This window comes from Rhizobium bangladeshense (assembly GCF_001662075.1).
GTDB classification, from domain to species: Bacteria; Pseudomonadota; Alphaproteobacteria; order Rhizobiales; family Rhizobiaceae; genus Rhizobium; species Rhizobium bangladeshense_B.
Genome location: NZ_LYPL01000023.1, coordinates 23,117 through 37,805, shown reverse-complemented (window position 1 = coordinate 37,805; position 14,689 = coordinate 23,117). Strand labels below are relative to the sequence as shown.

At 61.9% G+C, this 14,689-nt stretch carries 16 protein-coding genes and 1 pseudogene; 9 read left to right on the top strand and 8 right to left on the bottom strand.

All coding sequences use genetic code 11. The features are described 5' to 3' along the window. Nucleotides 1-250: 250 nt before the first annotated feature. The 5 genes from A7X77_RS29420 to A7X77_RS33610 all read right to left on the bottom strand — a co-directional run bounded on the left by A7X77_RS29420 (nt 251) and on the right by A7X77_RS33610 (nt 4,054). Complete coding sequence (locus tag A7X77_RS29420; RefSeq protein ID WP_064686351.1) at nt 251-475, bottom strand: sulfurtransferase TusA family protein; 225 nt, start codon at nt 473-475, stop codon at nt 251-253. A gap of 5 nt (nt 476-480) precedes the next feature. Further along, nucleotides 481-1,707 carry a L,D-transpeptidase family protein gene (locus A7X77_RS29415; RefSeq protein WP_064686350.1) on the bottom strand — a complete coding sequence of 409 codons (1,227 nt, stop codon included), beginning with the start codon at nt 1,705-1,707 and terminating at the stop codon, nt 481-483. A 195-nt stretch (nt 1,708-1,902) separates the two neighbouring features. After that, on the bottom strand, nt 1,903-2,856 hold the full coding sequence (locus tag A7X77_RS29410; RefSeq protein ID WP_064686349.1) for an acetyl-CoA carboxylase carboxyltransferase subunit alpha: 954 nt from the start codon (nt 2,854-2,856) through the stop codon (nt 1,903-1,905). Between the two features lie 62 nt (nt 2,857-2,918). After that, nucleotides 2,919-3,872: a site-specific tyrosine recombinase XerD gene (xerD, locus tag A7X77_RS29405; protein WP_064686348.1), complete on the bottom strand. Its 954-nt coding sequence runs from the start codon at nt 3,870-3,872 to the stop codon at nt 2,919-2,921. 5 nt (nt 3,873-3,877) lie between these two features. Beyond that, nucleotides 3,878-4,054, bottom strand: a complete 177-nt coding sequence (locus tag A7X77_RS33610) for a hypothetical protein (protein WP_197486911.1) — start codon at nt 4,052-4,054, stop codon at nt 3,878-3,880. A gap of 148 nt (nt 4,055-4,202) precedes the next feature. On the opposite strand from A7X77_RS33610, the gene A7X77_RS29400 reads away from it, so the two are divergent. Genes A7X77_RS29400 through A7X77_RS29390 form a run of 3 tightly spaced genes read left to right on the top strand, consistent with a single transcriptional unit; the run spans nt 4,203 to nt 7,230 of the window. Then, nucleotides 4,203-4,793, top strand: coding sequence for a shikimate kinase (locus A7X77_RS29400; RefSeq protein WP_064686347.1), 591 nt, complete (start codon nt 4,203-4,205; stop codon nt 4,791-4,793). Beyond that, the gene (aroB, locus tag A7X77_RS29395) at nt 4,790-5,920 is read left to right on the top strand and encodes a 3-dehydroquinate synthase (RefSeq protein WP_064686346.1); all 1,131 of its coding nucleotides are present in this window, start codon (nt 4,790-4,792) and stop codon (nt 5,918-5,920) included. The genes A7X77_RS29400 and aroB overlap by 4 nt, the downstream gene beginning before the upstream one ends. Then, a complete protein-coding gene (locus tag A7X77_RS29390; RefSeq protein ID WP_064686345.1) occupies nt 5,920-7,230 on the top strand; it encodes an HlyC/CorC family transporter in 1,311 nt (436 codons plus the stop codon). Before aroB ends, A7X77_RS29390 begins: the two co-directional genes overlap by 1 nt. Nucleotides 7,231-7,274: 44 nt before the next feature. Here the strand turns inward: A7X77_RS29390 and A7X77_RS29385 are convergent, their stop codons facing one another. Next, nucleotides 7,275-7,559 carry a BolA family protein gene (locus tag A7X77_RS29385; RefSeq protein WP_197486910.1) on the bottom strand — a complete coding sequence of 95 codons (285 nt, stop codon included), beginning with the start codon at nt 7,557-7,559 and terminating at the stop codon, nt 7,275-7,277. A gap of 102 nt (nt 7,560-7,661) precedes the next feature. Between A7X77_RS29385 and A7X77_RS29380 the strand changes: the two genes are divergently transcribed. The 6 genes and pseudogenes from A7X77_RS29380 to A7X77_RS29355 form a co-directional block, all read left to right on the top strand. After that, entirely contained in the window at nt 7,662-8,279 is a 618-nt protein-coding gene (locus A7X77_RS29380; protein ID WP_064686344.1) for a J domain-containing protein, read from the top strand. 304 nt (nt 8,280-8,583) lie between these two features. Next, complete coding sequence (cobS, locus tag A7X77_RS29375) at nt 8,584-9,576, top strand: cobaltochelatase subunit CobS (RefSeq protein ID WP_010030065.1); 993 nt, start codon at nt 8,584-8,586, stop codon at nt 9,574-9,576. A 12-nt stretch (nt 9,577-9,588) separates the two neighbouring features. After that, on the top strand, nt 9,589-11,490 hold the full coding sequence (cobT, locus tag A7X77_RS29370; RefSeq protein WP_064686343.1) for a cobaltochelatase subunit CobT: 1,902 nt from the start codon (nt 9,589-9,591) through the stop codon (nt 11,488-11,490). Nucleotides 11,491-11,514: 24 nt separating this feature from the next. Next, a complete protein-coding gene (locus A7X77_RS29365) occupies nt 11,515-12,540 on the top strand; it encodes an esterase-like activity of phytase family protein (RefSeq protein WP_064686342.1) in 1,026 nt (341 codons plus the stop codon). 63 nt (nt 12,541-12,603) lie between these two features. Beyond that, nucleotides 12,604-13,011 (top strand): hypothetical protein, encoded by a 408-nt coding sequence (locus tag A7X77_RS34465; protein ID WP_432431357.1) that lies wholly within the window; start codon nt 12,604-12,606, stop codon nt 13,009-13,011. A 35-nt stretch (nt 13,012-13,046) separates the two neighbouring features. Next, nucleotides 13,047-13,442 (top strand): annotated as a pseudogene (locus tag A7X77_RS29355) (adenylate kinase); the annotation flags it as partial. A 14-nt stretch (nt 13,443-13,456) separates the two neighbouring features. Here A7X77_RS29355 and A7X77_RS29350 read toward each other — a convergent pair. Beyond that, complete coding sequence (locus A7X77_RS29350) at nt 13,457-14,092, bottom strand: VUT family protein (RefSeq protein ID WP_064686341.1); 636 nt, start codon at nt 14,090-14,092, stop codon at nt 13,457-13,459. A 111-nt stretch (nt 14,093-14,203) separates the two neighbouring features. Then, on the bottom strand, nt 14,204-14,503 hold the full coding sequence (gene rpmB, locus A7X77_RS29345) for a 50S ribosomal protein L28 (protein WP_004679586.1): 300 nt from the start codon (nt 14,501-14,503) through the stop codon (nt 14,204-14,206). Between the last annotated feature and the right edge of the window lie 186 nt (nt 14,504-14,689).

Sequence of the window (14,689 nt, the reverse complement as noted above, 5' to 3'; positions counted from 1 at the left end):
TGGAAACAGAAGACGTGGATTAGTCAGCCTCCTCTATTTTTGCCGTTCCTCCGACCGGCTTATTATGGCTAGAACCAGCTAAGTATAATGTCAACATACAAAAGCTGTGTAGTTGTATGATGAATTTTCGGCGCAGCAGCGGTTGCGAGCGCGAGCGGCGAGAACATGGCAATTAACCTGGAGTTTCGCCGACGGCTGCTAAATCCTGCCGCTTGGGACGGCATCTGCTCTGATTACTGAAGGAACGATTCTAGCGCTTGCGGATCAGGAAGCGGTGGCCGTTTTCGGTCTTTTCGGTCTCGACCAGCTCGTGGCCTTCCTCATTGCAGAAATGCGGCATGTCGATCACGGCAAGCGGATCGGTGGTATCGACACGAATGAGTGCACCGCTTGCCATGGCGGCAAGCTTCTTGCGTGTCTTGATCACGGGGAGTGGGCATTTCAGGCCACGGAGATCGTATAGAACGGGGCTCAAGCCGTTCAGTTCCGCGCCCAGAATTTCCAGAACGGCTTCTTCGCCGCGGCATCTGCCGTTTCCTGCGGTTCGGGCGCGGTAAAGGCGAGCGGGTTCTGCACCGGCACCGGCACGAGGGCAGGGGCTGCTGCGGCGACCGCCGTTGCCTGCGGCTGGGCGGGCGTTGCGGGCGTGGCGCCTGTCGCGGATTGGGTGGTCACGCTTTGGGCGGTGCGCTTGGCCATCAGCTCTTCGAGCTCGGCGACCTTGACCATGCGGCCGGCTTCCAGCGAGGTGCCGGTCGGGGCGAAGGCCAGCTCGCGGCCTTTGCGCAGCTTGGCGACCACCGCCTTGCGCTCGGCTTCGGACGGGTCATACCAGGCCATGCCGTCATATTTGCTCATCGCCTTGGCGTATTCGGCATCGTAGGTCTTGCCATAGGAAGCAAGCGCGGCCGTCAGCGCCGGCGGCGTCGACATGGCAGGGCATTTGCCGGCGGCATTGAAGGCGCCGCCATCGGTTACCTGCTGGTTGAAGACATATTTCTTCTCGCAGACATTCACCTCGGGCGGGCGCTTCGTCACTTCGAAATTGTCGTAGCCGACCTTCAGCATCTTCCAGAAGTCGTAATTGCTGTCGAGGCGATGCTTGACCATGTTTTCCGCCGTCATGCGGAAAGGGAAGGCCTGCAGCTGCACAGTCGCCTGGCCGCCCTTGAAGGCGTCGCGGGCGAAGGCATAGATCTCCAGCACCTGCTGGTCGGTCATCGAATAGCAACCGGAGGACGAGCAGGCGCCATGGATCATCAGATCGGAGCCGGTGCGGCCGTTCGCCGCGTCGTAGCGGTTCGGGAAGCCGGTGTTGATCGCCAGATAATATTTCGAATTGGGGTTCAGGTTGGCGCGCGTCAGGTCGTAGAAACCTTCTGGTGCCTGCCGGTCGCCGGTCTTTACCTTCGGACCGAGACGGCCGGACCAGGCGCAGATCTTGTAGTCGGCGATCTTGTCGAAACGGTTATCGGTCTTCGCCTTCCAGATCTCCATGGCGCCTTCTTCCTTGAAGATGCGGATCATGATCGGCGAATTGCGGTCCATGCCCTTGGCGGACATGGCGGTGAGGATATGAGGGGGGAGCGGCTGCTCGACCTTGTTCTTGACCTTGGAAAGATCGACCTGCGCGGTTTCCAACGCGTCATTGCAGCTGGAAAGAGCCAGCGCCATGAGGGAAACATAGGCAAAATGACGTATGCGCATTCAAACTAGCCCATAAAGAAGTGCGACCCGGTCGCTTAAGGAGTCCTGGCACGAGGCAGAATCATAAGCGGCTTATACTTCACAAATCCTTACCAGCCTATGACGTGTGAGGAACGCCCCCGCAAGCGCAAATGTTAGAGATAACATCAATGTGGCCAAGGTTTGGCCTCAATCGGCAAAGAGGTGCAACTGGCCTTACAGATTCCGGCCCATGTTGAGGAATTTCTGGCGCCGTTCGTTGCGCAACTGTTCGCCGGAGCGGGATGCCATTTCGGCCAGCGCATTGGCGATGACGTCGCCGGTTGTGGCAATGACGCTGTCAGGATCCCGGTGGGCGCCGCCGAGCGGCTCGGAAATGATGCCATCGATGACGCCAAGCGACTTCAGGTCTTCGGCGGTGATCTTCATGTTGGTCGCCGCTTCCCGGGCGCGGGTCGAATCGCGCCAGAGAATGGAAGCGGCGCCCTCCGGCGAGATGACGCTGTAGATCGAATGCTCGAGCATATAGACCCTGTTGCCGGTGGCGATCGCGATGGCGCCGCCCGAGCCGCCTTCGCCGATGACGACGGAAATGAGGGGGACCTTGACGCCGAGGCACATTTCCGTCGAGCGGGCGATCGCCTCGGCCTGGCCGCGCTCTTCGGCGCCGACGCCGGGATAGGCGCCGGCCGTATCCACCAGCGAAATCACCGGCAGGCCGAAACGGTCGGCCATTTCAAGGATGCGGATCGCCTTGCGGTAGCCTTCCGGGCGGGGGCTGCCGAAATTGTGTTTCAGTCGGGACTTGGTGTCGTTGCCCTTTTCCTGGCCGATGACGGCGACGGGCTGACCGCGGAAGCGGGCAAGGCCCGCCTGGATCGCGGCATCCTCGGAAAATTTGCGGTCGCCGGCCAGCGGCGTGAATTCCTGGAACAGCGTCTTGGCGTAATCGACGAAGTGCGGGCGTTGCGGATGGCGGGCGACCTGCGTCTTCTGCCAGGCGTTGAGCTTGGAATAGATTTCGACGATCGCCTCACGGACGCGAACCTCCAGCCGGCTGATCTCATCGGTGGTGTCGATGCTCTCGTCTTCCGTTGCGAGCTTCTTCAGCTCGATGATCTTGCCTTCGAGGTCGGAGATCGGCTTTTCGAAGTCGAGATAATTGTGCATGAGGTGCGTTTCCGTTCCTTGTGCCCGGGGCGTTTTCCTGGCTCCGCCCCTCGTCGCCGGTCCTATTCGTGCTTTTTCGCCTGTTTGGCAAGGGGGTGATGCGTCTGGACGAGCTGCTGCAGCCTCTCTTCGAGCACATGTGTGTAGATCTGTGTGGTCGAAATGTCCGAATGGCCGAGGAGTTCCTGGACGACGCGCAGATCGGCGCCGTTGGCGAGCAGATGGCTGGCAAAGGCATGGCGCATGACGTGCGGCGAGATCAGCGACGGCGTCAGACCGGCGCGGATCGCCAGGTTTTTCAGGTCTCGCGCAAAAACCTGGCGCGGCAGGTAGCCCTCCTTCGAGGCGGCGGGAAACAGCCAGGGGCTTTCCTGCGGCTCCTTCGCCACGGCATTTTCGGCCGCCAGCAGCCGCCCGTAGGATTTCAGGGCCTTGATCGCCGATTGCGACAACGGCACCAGTCGCTCCTTGTTGCCCTTGCCGCGGATCATCAGGAAGCGGCCCTCCTGGTCGAGGACGCGGGCGGGAAGCGAGACGAGCTCGCTGACGCGCATGCCGGTGGCATAAAGCAGTTCCAAGAGGGCCAGCATGCGCAGGCGCTGCAACTGGCCCGGGGCCGGATCGTCGGCCTCGGTCTGCGCCTGGAATAGCAGCCTGCCGACCTCCTCGACCCCCATCGTCTTCGGCAGTGGCCGCCCTTTCTTCGGCGCGTCGAGCACGCCGGTGGGGTCGTCGGTGCGAATGCCTTCAGCGTAGAGGAACTTGTAGAACTGCCGCATGGCCGCAAGCCGGCGCGCCTGCGAGGAGGGCTTGAAACCCTGGCTGGCGAGCGAGGCGAGATAGGCGGAAAGGTCGGCGGAGGCGGCTTCGGTCAACCTGATGCTGCGGCCGTTCAGGAAGGACCTGATGTCATCGAGATCGCGCTCATAGGATTGCAGCGTGTTGGCGGCGGCGCCGCGTTCGGCGCTCATCATTTCCAGGAAGGATTCCACATGGACGCGGCCGAGATCCCTCATGTCGCTCACTTCCCGGTGGTGTCGATCGTGCCCGTCGCCGGCGGATTGACCCGTTCGGACGGAATGCGGATCGTCACGTCGCGCGGCTCGGGCTCCACGAAGGTCGCAAGCGCCCACATCGCTCCGTAAACCGTCCCGGCGAGCATCGCGCAGACGAACAGAAAACGGAACAGGCTCGGCATCCGGCAACTCCTTCATGCTCTGCTTCTGTTATAAGAAGCGTATCTGCAAGTGCAAGAAGCGGTATTCAAGCCATGAATCCCTTGTCCGCGACTTGACGCTCCATCTGCATTTGTCGATACGGTTTGCAAACAAAGTGTGAATGGACCGATGAGTGAACCACTGCTGACCGTTGCTGACAGCCTGAAAGACAGAGCTCGCGCCGCCCTCGGTTCACGCAATCTGATCCTCGTCGGGCTGATGGGTGCGGGAAAATCCGCCGTCGGGCGCATCGTTGCCAGCCAGCTCGGGATTCCCTTCATCGACAGCGACCACGAAATAGAGCGGGTGTCGCGCATGACGATCCCCGAACTTTTCGCGGCCTATGGCGAGGACGAATTCCGGGCGCTGGAAACGCGGGTCATGAAGCGGCTCTTAAAGGGCGGGCCGCGGGTCGTCTCGACCGGTGGCGGCGCCTTCATCAACGAGCGGACGCGCCGGCATATCAGGAAGGGCGGCGTCTCCGTCTGGCTGAAGGCGGATCTCGATGTGCTCTGGGAGCGGGTCAACAAGCGCGACAACCGCCCCTTGCTTAAGACCGAAAATCCGAAGCAGACGCTCGAAAACCTGATGAACGCACGGTATCCGATCTACGCCCAGGCTGATCTCACCGTGCTCTCGCGCGATGTGCGCAAGGAAATCATGGCCGACGAGGTGCTGACGGCGGTGATCGAAGCTCAGAAAGAAAGTCCAGCGTCATGAATGCGATAACCTCCGCTCCCACCGTCCAGACGGTGCATGTGCCGCTCGGCGAGCGCGCCTATGACATCCTGATCGGGCCGGGGCTGATCGCGCGGGCCGGGGCCGAAATCGCCTCCCGCCTCAAGGGCCGCAAGGCGGCGGTCATCACCGACGAAAATGTCGCTCCGCTTTATCTCGAAGCGCTCGTTGCAAGCCTTACTGATGTGGGCATCGACTCGGCTGCGGTGGTGCTGCCGGCCGGCGAGAAGACGAAGAGTTTCGAGCATCTGATGACGGCCTGCGACAAGGTGCTGGAAGCCCGCGTTGAGCGCAACGACTACGTCATCGCGCTCGGCGGCGGCGTCATCGGCGACCTCTCTGGATTTGCGGCCGGCATCGTACGTCGCGGCGTGCGCTTCGTGCAGGTGCCGACCTCGCTGCTGGCGCAGGTCGATTCTTCCGTCGGCGGCAAGACCGGCATCAATTCCCGCCACGGCAAGAACCTGATCGGCGTTTTTCACCAGGCGGATCTGGTTCTGGCCGATACCGATGTGCTGAACTCGCTGAGCGAGCGTGAATTTCGAGCCGGTTACGCCGAAGTCGCGAAATACGGTTTGATTGACAAGCCGGATTTCTTCGCCTGGCTGGAAGCGAACTGGAAGGCCGTGTTTGCTGGCGGCACCGCCCGCATCGAGGCGATCGCCACCAGTTGCCAGGCGAAGGCGGATGTCGTCGTCGCCGACGAGCGAGAGAACGGCCAGCGGGCGCTGCTCAATCTCGGCCACACTTTCGGCCATGCGCTGGAAGCGGCGACCGCCTATGACAGCCGCCGCCTTGTGCACGGCGAAGGCGTTTCGATCGGCATGGTGCTGGCGCATGAATTCTCCGCACGGATGAACCTCGCAAGCCCCGACGATGCGCGCCGTGTCGAGCGGCATCTGCGGGCGGTCGGCCTGCCGACCCGGATGTCCGACATTCCGGGCGAGTTGCCGCCGGCCGAGGTGCTGATGGATGCGATCGCGCAGGACAAGAAGGTCAAGGGCGGCAAGCTCACCTTCATCCTGACGCGCGGCATCGGCCAGTCCTTCGTCGCCGACGACGTTCCGGCCTCCGAGGTGATCAGCTTTCTCCGGGAAAAACACCCCTGATGACGGTCGAAGGCGCTCTGGCATTTCTCGCGACATATTGGCCGGAGATCATTTCGATCACGGCGCTCGTGCTGATGTCCGCCTTCTTTTCCGGCTCAGAAACCGCGCTGACCGCCGTTTCGCGCAGCCGTATCCATACGCTTGAGGTCAACGGCGACGAGCGCGCCGGTCTCGTGCGCCAGCTGATCGAGCGGCGCGACCGGCTGATCGGCGCGCTGCTGATCGGCAACAATCTCGCCAATATCCTGTCGTCGTCGATCGCCACCAGCCTGTTTCTCGGGCTGTTCGGCAGTTCCGGCGTGGCGCTGGCGACGCTGGCGATGACCGTCATCCTCGTCATCTTCGCGGAAGTGCTGCCGAAGAGCTGGGCGATCTCGACGCCGGAGCGCTTCGCGCTTGCAGCGGCGCTTCCAGCCAGGCTTTTCGTCGCCGTCGTCGGGCCGGCGTCCTCCTTCGTCAATGCGATCGTGCGGCGGATTCTGGCCCTGTTCGGCATCAATCTCTCACGGGAGGTGTCGATGCTGACGGCGCATGAGGAACTGCGCGGCGCTGTCGATCTGCTCCACCGTGAGGGATCGGTGGTAAAGGCCGATCGCGACCGGCTCGGCGGCGTGCTCGACCTCGGTGAGCTGGAATTATCAGACATCATGGTCCACCGCACCGCGATGCGGGCGATCAATGCCGACGATCCGCCGGAAACGGTGGTGCGCGCCATCCTCGAAAGCCCCTATACGCGCATGCCGCTGTGGCGCGGCACGATCGACAACATCATCGGCGTCGTCCATGCCAAGGATCTCCTGCGCGCGCTGGCCGAGCCGAACATGGAGCCGCAGAACCTCGATATCGTCAAGATTGCGCAGAAGCCGTGGTTCGTGCCCGACAGCACCAATCTCGAAGACCAGCTCAATGCCTTCCTGCGCCGCAAACAACATTTCGCCGTCGTCGTCGACGAATATGGCGAGGTGCAGGGCATCGTCACGCTCGAGGATATTCTCGAGGAAATCGTCGGCGACATTTCCGACGAGCACGACATCGAGATTCAGGGCGTGCGCCAGGAAGCGGATGGTTCGATTGTCGTCGATGGCGGCGTGCCGATCCGCGACCTCAACCGTGCGCTCGACTGGAACCTGCCCGACGAGGAGGCGACGACGATCGCCGGCCTCGTCATCCATGAATCGATGACCATTCCGGAAGAGCGCCAGGCCTTCACCTTTTATGGCAAACGTTTCGTCGTCATGAAGCGGGAGAAGAACCGCATCACCAAGCTGCGCATCCGGCCCGCCGGGGAAGACGGCGCAAAGCCGGCCTGATCGGCTTGGCGCGAAGGCAGCCGGTTCCTATATAGGCTGCGGTTCTACCATCGCGTCGCCTCCCCCGGTGCTGCCGGTTCGACGGCCAGCGCATGCAGGCCGGCATCGAGTTCCGGTTTCAGCAGATCCGTGATGGCGCGGTGGCGCGCCAGCCGCGACAGGCCGGCAAATTTCGCCGAAACGATCCTCACCCGCATGTGGGTTTCGCCGGTGCCTGTGATATCGGGATGATGGCCGGCATGCAGGTGGCTTTCGTCGATGACGCTCAGGCGTTCCGGCGCGAAGGCTTCGACAAGTTTCTCTTCGATGCGGGTCCTGAGGGTCATCATCCGGTCTTGCTGTTGCGCGAAAGGGGTTCCCACCAAGCCAGCAACATTCCCATTTGTCAATTCTTGTTGTCGCCTTCCGACAGCCCCATAATTAGCGCCGCCATGAGACTTGATTCCAAATATTTCGATCGCATCCGAACACGCCGCAAACGCGAGCAGGAGACAGAGCAGGCGCCGCCTACCTGTCAATGGGACGGCTGCGACAAGAAAGGTTCGCATCGCGCTCCCGTCGGACGCAATGCGGAAGGCCAGTTCTTTTTGTTCTGCTTCGAGCACGTCAAGGAATACAACAAGGGCTACAACTATTTCTCCGGTCTGTCGGACGGCGAGATCGCGCGATACCAGAAAGAGGCGATCACCGGCCACCGGCCGACATGGACGGTCGGCGTCAACAAATCGGCGAAGGACAGTCCGCTGCATTCGGAAGTCCGCTCCGGCGCCTATACGCGCGTTCGCGATCCCTTCGGCTTCGTCAAGGAAGGCGGCAAGGGCAGCGGCCCGCGGTTTCCCCAGGCGCGCAAGCTGAAATCGCTGGAAAGCAAGGCCTTCGATACGATGGGACTGCATGCCAATGCGACATCGGCGGAGATCAAGAGCCGCTACAAGGAACTGGTCAAGAAGCACCATCCGGATGCCAATGGCGGTGATCGCGGCTCGGAGGAGCGTTTCCGCGCCGTCATCCAGGCCTATCAATTGTTGAAGCAGAACGGTTTTTGTTAATTCCCGTCCTTGCTCTTAGGGTTCAATCGGGTATGGTCCAAATCGGCTGAGGCCGCAGGCAAACGCGGCTCATATTTGCGTGTTTACCCACCGCCTCCGCCGACCTTCCGGACGCGGCGTTTCTTGTCCGGGACTCTTTCAAGAATGCTCGCAAGCGGTCATCATCCCGCCGAGGTTTCGTTTCAGTCCCGGAGAAGTATCGCCGACGTTCCGACCTGGACGGCGCGGATAAAATCGCGGCGTCACGGTTGCGACATGGCCTGAGACAGTATGGCCGGGTGGCATCACCCGCCTTGGAGACATGATGAGCAAGATCGACCTGGATATATCTGAACTGCCCGACACCACCGTTTCGGTTCGCGAGACCTTTGGCATCGATTCGGACATCCGCGTTCCCGCCTACAGCAAGGGCGACGCCTATGTGCCGGACCTCGATCCCGACTATCTGTTCGACCGCGACACGACGCTCGCCATTCTCGCAGGCTTTGCCCATAACCGACGCGTGATGATCTCCGGCTATCACGGCACCGGCAAGTCCTCGCATATCGAACAGGTGGCGGCACGGCTCAACTGGCCTTGCGTGCGCATCAACCTCGACAGCCATGTCAGCCGTATCGATCTCGTCGGCAAGGACGCAATCGTCGTCAAGGACGGGCTGCAGGTCACCGAATTCAAGGACGGCATCCTGCCCTGGGCCTATCAGCACAATGTCGCTCTCGTCTTCGACGAATATGATGCCGGTCGTCCTGATGTGATGTTCGTCATCCAGCGCGTGCTCGAATCCTCCGGCCGCCTGACGCTGCTCGATCAGAGCCGCGTCATCCGGCCGCACCCGGCGTTCCGCCTGTTTGCGACCGCCAATACGATAGGCCTCGGTGACACCACGGGCCTTTATCACGGCACGCAGCAGATCAACCAGGCGCAGATGGACCGCTGGTCGATCGTCACGACGCTGAATTATCTGCCGCATGATCACGAAGTGAATATCGTCGCCGCCAAGGTGAAGAGCTTCGGCAAGGACAGGGAAGGCCGCGAGATCGTGTCAAAGATGGTGCGTGTCGCGGATCTCACCCGTGCTGCCTTCATGAACGGTGACCTGTCGACCGTCATGAGCCCGCGCACGGTTATTACCTGGGCCGAGAACGCCGAGATCTTCGGCGATCTCGCCTTCGCCTTCCGCACCACCTTCCTCAACAAGTGCGACGAGCTGGAGCGGCCGCTGGTCGCCGAGCACTATCAGCGCGCCTTCGGCGTCGAGCTGAAGGAAAGTGCCGCCAACATCGTTCTCGGAGCCTGAGACCGACCGATCATGGCAGCTCGCGGTGACAATTCGAAAGCAAAGCCCGGCGCGCCCGTCGATGTCGAGCCGTTGCGCCGGGCGATATCAGGCTGCGTGCGCTCGGTCGCCGGCGACGGCGATGTCGAGGTAACCTTCGCCAACGAACGGCCGGGAATGACCGGCGAGCGCATCCGCCTGCCGGAGCTTTCCAAGCGACCGACGGCGCATGAGCTGGCGGTCACCCGCGGGCTTGGTGATTCCATGGCGCTGCGGCTTGCCTGCCATGACGAGAAGGTGCATGCCACGATGGCGCCGCAGGGCTCGGACGCTCGGGTGATCTTCGACGCGGTCGAGCAGGCGCGCGTCGAATCGATCGGCGCGCTGCGCATGGAGGGCATGGCGTCGAACCTGCGCTCGATGACCGAGGAGAAATACTCCAAGGCGAACTTCACCGGCATCGAGCGCCAGGAAGACGCACCGATCGGCGAAGCCGTCGCGATGATGGTGCGTGAGAAGCTGACCGGCCAGCGCCCGCCGGCCTCCGCCGGCAAGGTGCTCGACCTCTGGCGCGGCTTCATCGAGGACAAGGCGGGCTCCGAGCTCGACAACCTGTCGGGTGCGATCAACGACCAGCAGGCCTTCGCCAAGGTGATCCGCAACATGCTGTCGGCCATGGAGATGGCCGAGGAATACGGCGATGACGACAGCCAAGCCGACAATGACGATCAATCGGAGCAGGAAGACCAGCCGAGCGGCGACGAGCAGGATCAGGACGAGGTCGACGAGGATGCCGGCACCGATGCCGCCCCGGTCGAGGACAGTGAAGTCGCCGACGAACAGATGGAGGACGGCGAGACCGAAGGCGCCGAAATCTCCGACGACGACATGATGGAGGAGGGCGAGGACGATTCGGAAACGCCGGGCGAGACCCGCCGTCCGAACACGCCATTCGCTGATTTCAACGAGAAGGTCGATTATCACGTCTATACCGAAGAGTTCGACGAGATCATCACCGCCGAGGAGCTCTGCGACGCCGCTGAGCTGGAGCGCCTGCGCGCCTTCCTCGACAAGCAGCTGGCGCATCTGCAGGGTGCCGTCGGCCGCCTCGCCAACCGGCTGCAGCGCCGCCTGATGGCGCAGCAGAACCGCTCCTGGGATTTCGATCTAGAGGAAGGTTATCTCGATCCGGCCCGGCTGCAGCGCATCATCATCGATCCGATGCAGGCGCTCTCCTTCAAGATGGAGCGCGACACGCAGTTCCGCGATACGGTTGTCACCCTGCTCATCGACAATTCCGGCTCGATGCGCGGCCGGCCGATTACGGTCGCCGCCACCTGCGCCGACATTCTCGCCCGCACGCTGGAGCGCTGCGGCGTCAAAGTCGAGATCCTCGGCTTTACGACAAAGGCCTGGAAGGGCGGGCAGGCGCGTGAAACCTGGCTTGCCGGCGGTAAGCCGCAGACGCCGGGCCGCCTCAACGACCTGCGCCACATCGTCTACAAATCGGCCGATGCGCCGTGGCGGCGGGCGCGCGCCAATCTCGGGCTGATGATGCGCGAGGGCCTGCTGAAGGAAAATATCGACGGCGAGGCGCTGATCTGGGCGCATAACCGCCTGCTTGCGCGCCGCGAACAGCGCCGAATCCTGATGATGATCTCTGACGGGGCGCCGGTGGACGATTCGACGCTGTCGGTCAATCCCGGCAATTATCTGGAGCGGCATTTGCGCGCCGTGATCGAACGGATCGAGACCCGTTCACCGGTGGAGTTGCTGGCGATCGGTATCGGTCACGACGTGACGCGCTACTACCGCCGGGCAGTGACGATCGTCGATGCCGACGAGCTTGCCGGCGCGATGACTGAGCAGCTTGCCTCGCTTTTCGAAGATCAATCCGCCCAGCCGCGCGGCGGCCGGCTGCGCCGTGCCGGCTGACGCCGCTTCAGGGAAATGTCCGGAATGACAGGCAAGCGCCTCTGCCATGCGGCGTCGATCGCTCTTTGTATCGCAACAGGCGCTAACCCATCATGGGCGGGCGGCGATGCGTCGGTCATTAGCCGGCAAATAGCAGATTTCGGGATCGGCTCATCGGAGATGAAATTAGGATCGCTGGAATTTCTCGGCGGGCTGGAGATGGTTTCCGGCAAGGCGCTGTTCGGCTCGCTTTCCTCCATCCGTTTTCGGCCGGACCAGAAGCATTTCGTGGTCGTGCTCGATACCGGCCAGTGGCTGACCGGCAGCATCGAGCGCGATGCCAAGGGCAAGCTTTCGGGCCTTTCGGATGTCGAGATCACGCCGATGAGCAACCGTGCAGGCCTGAGTTTGGAAGGCAAGGGATATATGGATGCCGAGGGCCTGGCGCTCGACGGCGACCGGATCCTGGTCTCCTTCGAGCAGGATCATCGGGTCGATATCTATCCCGATCCAGGCTTTGCCGAATCGCGGGCGATCGGCACCCTTCCGCTCCTCATTCCGCGCAAGATGCTGAAGGATAATCGCGGTATCGAGACGATTGCTGTTGCGCCGGGGTCGAGCCCGCTCAAGGGCGGTGTGGTTGTGGTCTCCGAGCGCGGCCTCGACAACGAGGGCAATCGGGTGGCGGCAATTCTCAGCGGGCCGCTGAAAGGGCGATTTGCGGTGGCGCGGGACGGGAGTTTCGACGTCACCGACGGGACCTTCCTGCCGAACGGCGACCTGCTGCTGCTCGAACGCCGCTTCAACATGGCCGAGGGCATCGGCATGCGTCTTCGCCGCATCAAGGGCGCCGATATCAGGCCGGGGGCTGTGGTCGAGGGCGAATTGCTGCTCGAAGGCAGTTTCAATTCGCAGATCGACAATATGGAGGGGCTCGATGCTTTTCAGGCGGAAGACGGCACCACCCATATCGTTTTGGTGTCGGACGACAACCACTCCATTCTGCAGCGTAATCTGATGCTGGAATTCCGGCTCGCCGAAGAGCCGCAATTGCTAGGATCGTCAGATTGACGTCACATGCCTCGGTTATCCCGCTGGCGGTATTGCAGAAGCGGCGGTTTTCGAAGGAAAATCATGGTGCATATTCATGTGATGGGTGCGTCCGGTTCCGGCACCACGTCGCTCGGCCGTGCGCTTTCCGAAAAGCTGGATATTGCCCATCTCGACACCGACGATTTCTTCTGGCTGCCGACCGATCCGCCGTTCACGACACTGCGGGATGCCGGCGAGCGCATAAGGCCGCTGCTAGAGCATTTCCTGGTTAGATTGAAGCATTCTGCCGGAGCAGGTTTTCGTCAGGGCAGAGGCGAATGGCGATGGGCATACCCCTTAGTACGTCCGAGCCGATCGCCTCTGATCCTGGCGGAAACATGCCCGGCCCTTCGTGGTTGGCTGAAACGGGCCGCCTGCTCGACCGGCCGGCTTGGCCGTAGAGCTGGGCTACGACACGCGCCGGCCGGTCAAGCATTCGACTCCGTTTAAGCCAACAGAATGATTCAATCTAACCAGGAAATGCTCTGGAGGAGACGCGGCGTCCCGGCGGCTGGATTCTTTCAGGATCGGCGCTGAAATGGGGAAAGCCGCGCGAGCCGCTCTACGATCTGATTGTGTTCCTCAGGATCGAGCCGGAGCTTCGCATGGCGCGAATCCGTGCGCGTGAGGCGGCTCGATACGGACACAGGATCGGGCCTGGCGGTGACATGGAAGTGAAAAGCGGAGAATTCCTGGCATGGGCAGCAAGCTACGATACGGCCGGCCCCGAGCGCCGCAGCCTCGCGGCGCATGAGCAATGGTTGGAAACGCAGACCGCGCCGGTGCTGCGGCTCGATTCGTCGCGAGACATCGACGATCTGCTCGCAGAGGTTCTTCTGCACCCCGCCATCGCCGCCGGCGCGGTCCGAAGGCGTCGGTGACGTCTCCGCCGATTTCAGCTGGCGCGGGCGGGTTGCATCGGCCGCAGCACGTTCATCAGCGCGCCATAGGGCAGCAGCATGACGAGGCCGACGATCATCTTGACGGCGAAATCGCCGATCGCCCAGGAAATCCAGCGCGGCGCCTCGGCAGCGAAAACGCCAAGGATGGGAGCCGCTTCCAGCGCAAAAGGCTCATTCGGGCCGAGCAAGACGAAAAACGCGGCAAAAGAAAGCGAAAAGAACATCACCGTATCGAGCGCCGAGCCGATCAGCGAGCCGAGGAGCGGCGCGCGCCACCAGGCCTGGCGGCGAAGGCGGTTGAAGACGGCAATATCGAGCAGCTGTCCGGCGAGATAGGCCGAACCGGAGGCAATGGCGATACGCGGCGCCGAGGTGAAGAAGGAGAGGCTGACGCCGACGACAAAACCGGCAAGGACGACCTTGCGGGCGGCCTGCGGGCCGAACTGGCGATTGGTCAGATCGGTGATCAGGAAAGCGACCGGATAGGAGAAGGCGCCCCAGGTCAGGATGTCAGCGAGATTGATGCCGGCGACTTCGGCGTTCAGCGGAAACTGAACGAGGAAGTTGGAGGCGACGACAACAAGCGTCATCAGCGCGACATAGGCAATGGTATAGCGGGTCTTCAGCATTTTTTTATCCTGGGTGATGCCACCAGTTGGAGAGACGATCCGGCAAAGCAAAAGGCTTGTCCGGTTTCACCCGTTCAAGCCTTTGAAGCCTTATGCAAGAAGGGCGGAAGCTTAGGCAGCGACAGCCGCTTCGGCGGTCTTCTTGACGATCTGGCGGCGCAGCAGACGTGCGCGCATCGACAGTTCGTTTTCGCTGGCCTTCAGCAGGAAGGCATCGAGGCCGCCACGATGCTCGACCGAACGAAGAGCAGCAGCCGAAACGCGAAGACGATAACGCTGGTTGAGAGCGTCGGAAATCAGCGTTACCTGGCACAGGTTCGGCAGGAACCGGCGCTTGGTCTTGTTGTTGGCATGGCTGACATTGTTACCAGTCAGGACGGCCTTGCCGGTCAATTCGCACACGCGGGACATGGAACACCTATTCTTGTTTTTCTCGGGCCATCGAATTGCCATCCCCGGCAAAACCGGGCTCGCAATCCAACAGGCATGATTGGAAAGTTGCGGTTCTATAGTCAGAGAGCCTGCTCGCGTCAAGCCAAACCTTGGCCTTTCCCGCAATTCTGTCAAAAAGCTGCTGTTTTCTTCCCGGCATGGGGG

Excerpts from the sequence above, each read along its gene's own strand:
- A7X77_RS29415 (WP_064686350.1), bottom strand. The coding sequence starts at position 1,707 with ATGCGCATACGTCATTTTGCCTATGTTTCCCTCATGGCGCTGGCTCTT.
- A7X77_RS29410 (WP_064686349.1), bottom strand. The coding sequence starts at position 2,856 with ATGCACAATTATCTCGACTTCGAAAAGCCGATCTCCGACCTCGAAGGC.
- xerD (WP_064686348.1), bottom strand. The coding sequence starts at position 3,872 with ATGAGGGATCTCGGCCGCGTCCATGTGGAATCCTTCCTGGAAATGATG.
- A7X77_RS33610 (WP_197486911.1), bottom strand. The coding sequence starts at position 4,054 with ATGCCGAGCCTGTTCCGTTTTCTGTTCGTCTGCGCGATGCTCGCCGGG.
- A7X77_RS29400 (WP_064686347.1), top strand. The coding sequence starts at position 4,203 with ATGAGTGAACCACTGCTGACCGTTGCTGACAGCCTGAAAGACAGAGCT.
- aroB (WP_064686346.1), top strand. The coding sequence starts at position 4,790 with ATGAATGCGATAACCTCCGCTCCCACCGTCCAGACGGTGCATGTGCCG.
- A7X77_RS29390 (WP_064686345.1), top strand. The coding sequence starts at position 5,920 with ATGACGGTCGAAGGCGCTCTGGCATTTCTCGCGACATATTGGCCGGAG.
- A7X77_RS29385 (WP_197486910.1), bottom strand. The coding sequence starts at position 7,559 with ATGATGACCCTCAGGACCCGCATCGAAGAGAAACTTGTCGAAGCCTTC.
- A7X77_RS29380 (WP_064686344.1), top strand. The coding sequence starts at position 7,662 with ATGAGACTTGATTCCAAATATTTCGATCGCATCCGAACACGCCGCAAA.
- cobS (WP_010030065.1), top strand. The coding sequence starts at position 8,584 with ATGAGCAAGATCGACCTGGATATATCTGAACTGCCCGACACCACCGTT.
- cobT (WP_064686343.1), top strand. The coding sequence starts at position 9,589 with ATGGCAGCTCGCGGTGACAATTCGAAAGCAAAGCCCGGCGCGCCCGTC.
- A7X77_RS29365 (WP_064686342.1), top strand. The coding sequence starts at position 11,515 with ATGACAGGCAAGCGCCTCTGCCATGCGGCGTCGATCGCTCTTTGTATC.
- A7X77_RS34465 (WP_432431357.1), top strand. The coding sequence starts at position 12,604 with ATGGTGCATATTCATGTGATGGGTGCGTCCGGTTCCGGCACCACGTCG.
- A7X77_RS29350 (WP_064686341.1), bottom strand. The coding sequence starts at position 14,092 with ATGCTGAAGACCCGCTATACCATTGCCTATGTCGCGCTGATGACGCTT.
- rpmB (WP_004679586.1), bottom strand. The coding sequence starts at position 14,503 with ATGTCCCGCGTGTGCGAATTGACCGGCAAGGCCGTCCTGACTGGTAAC.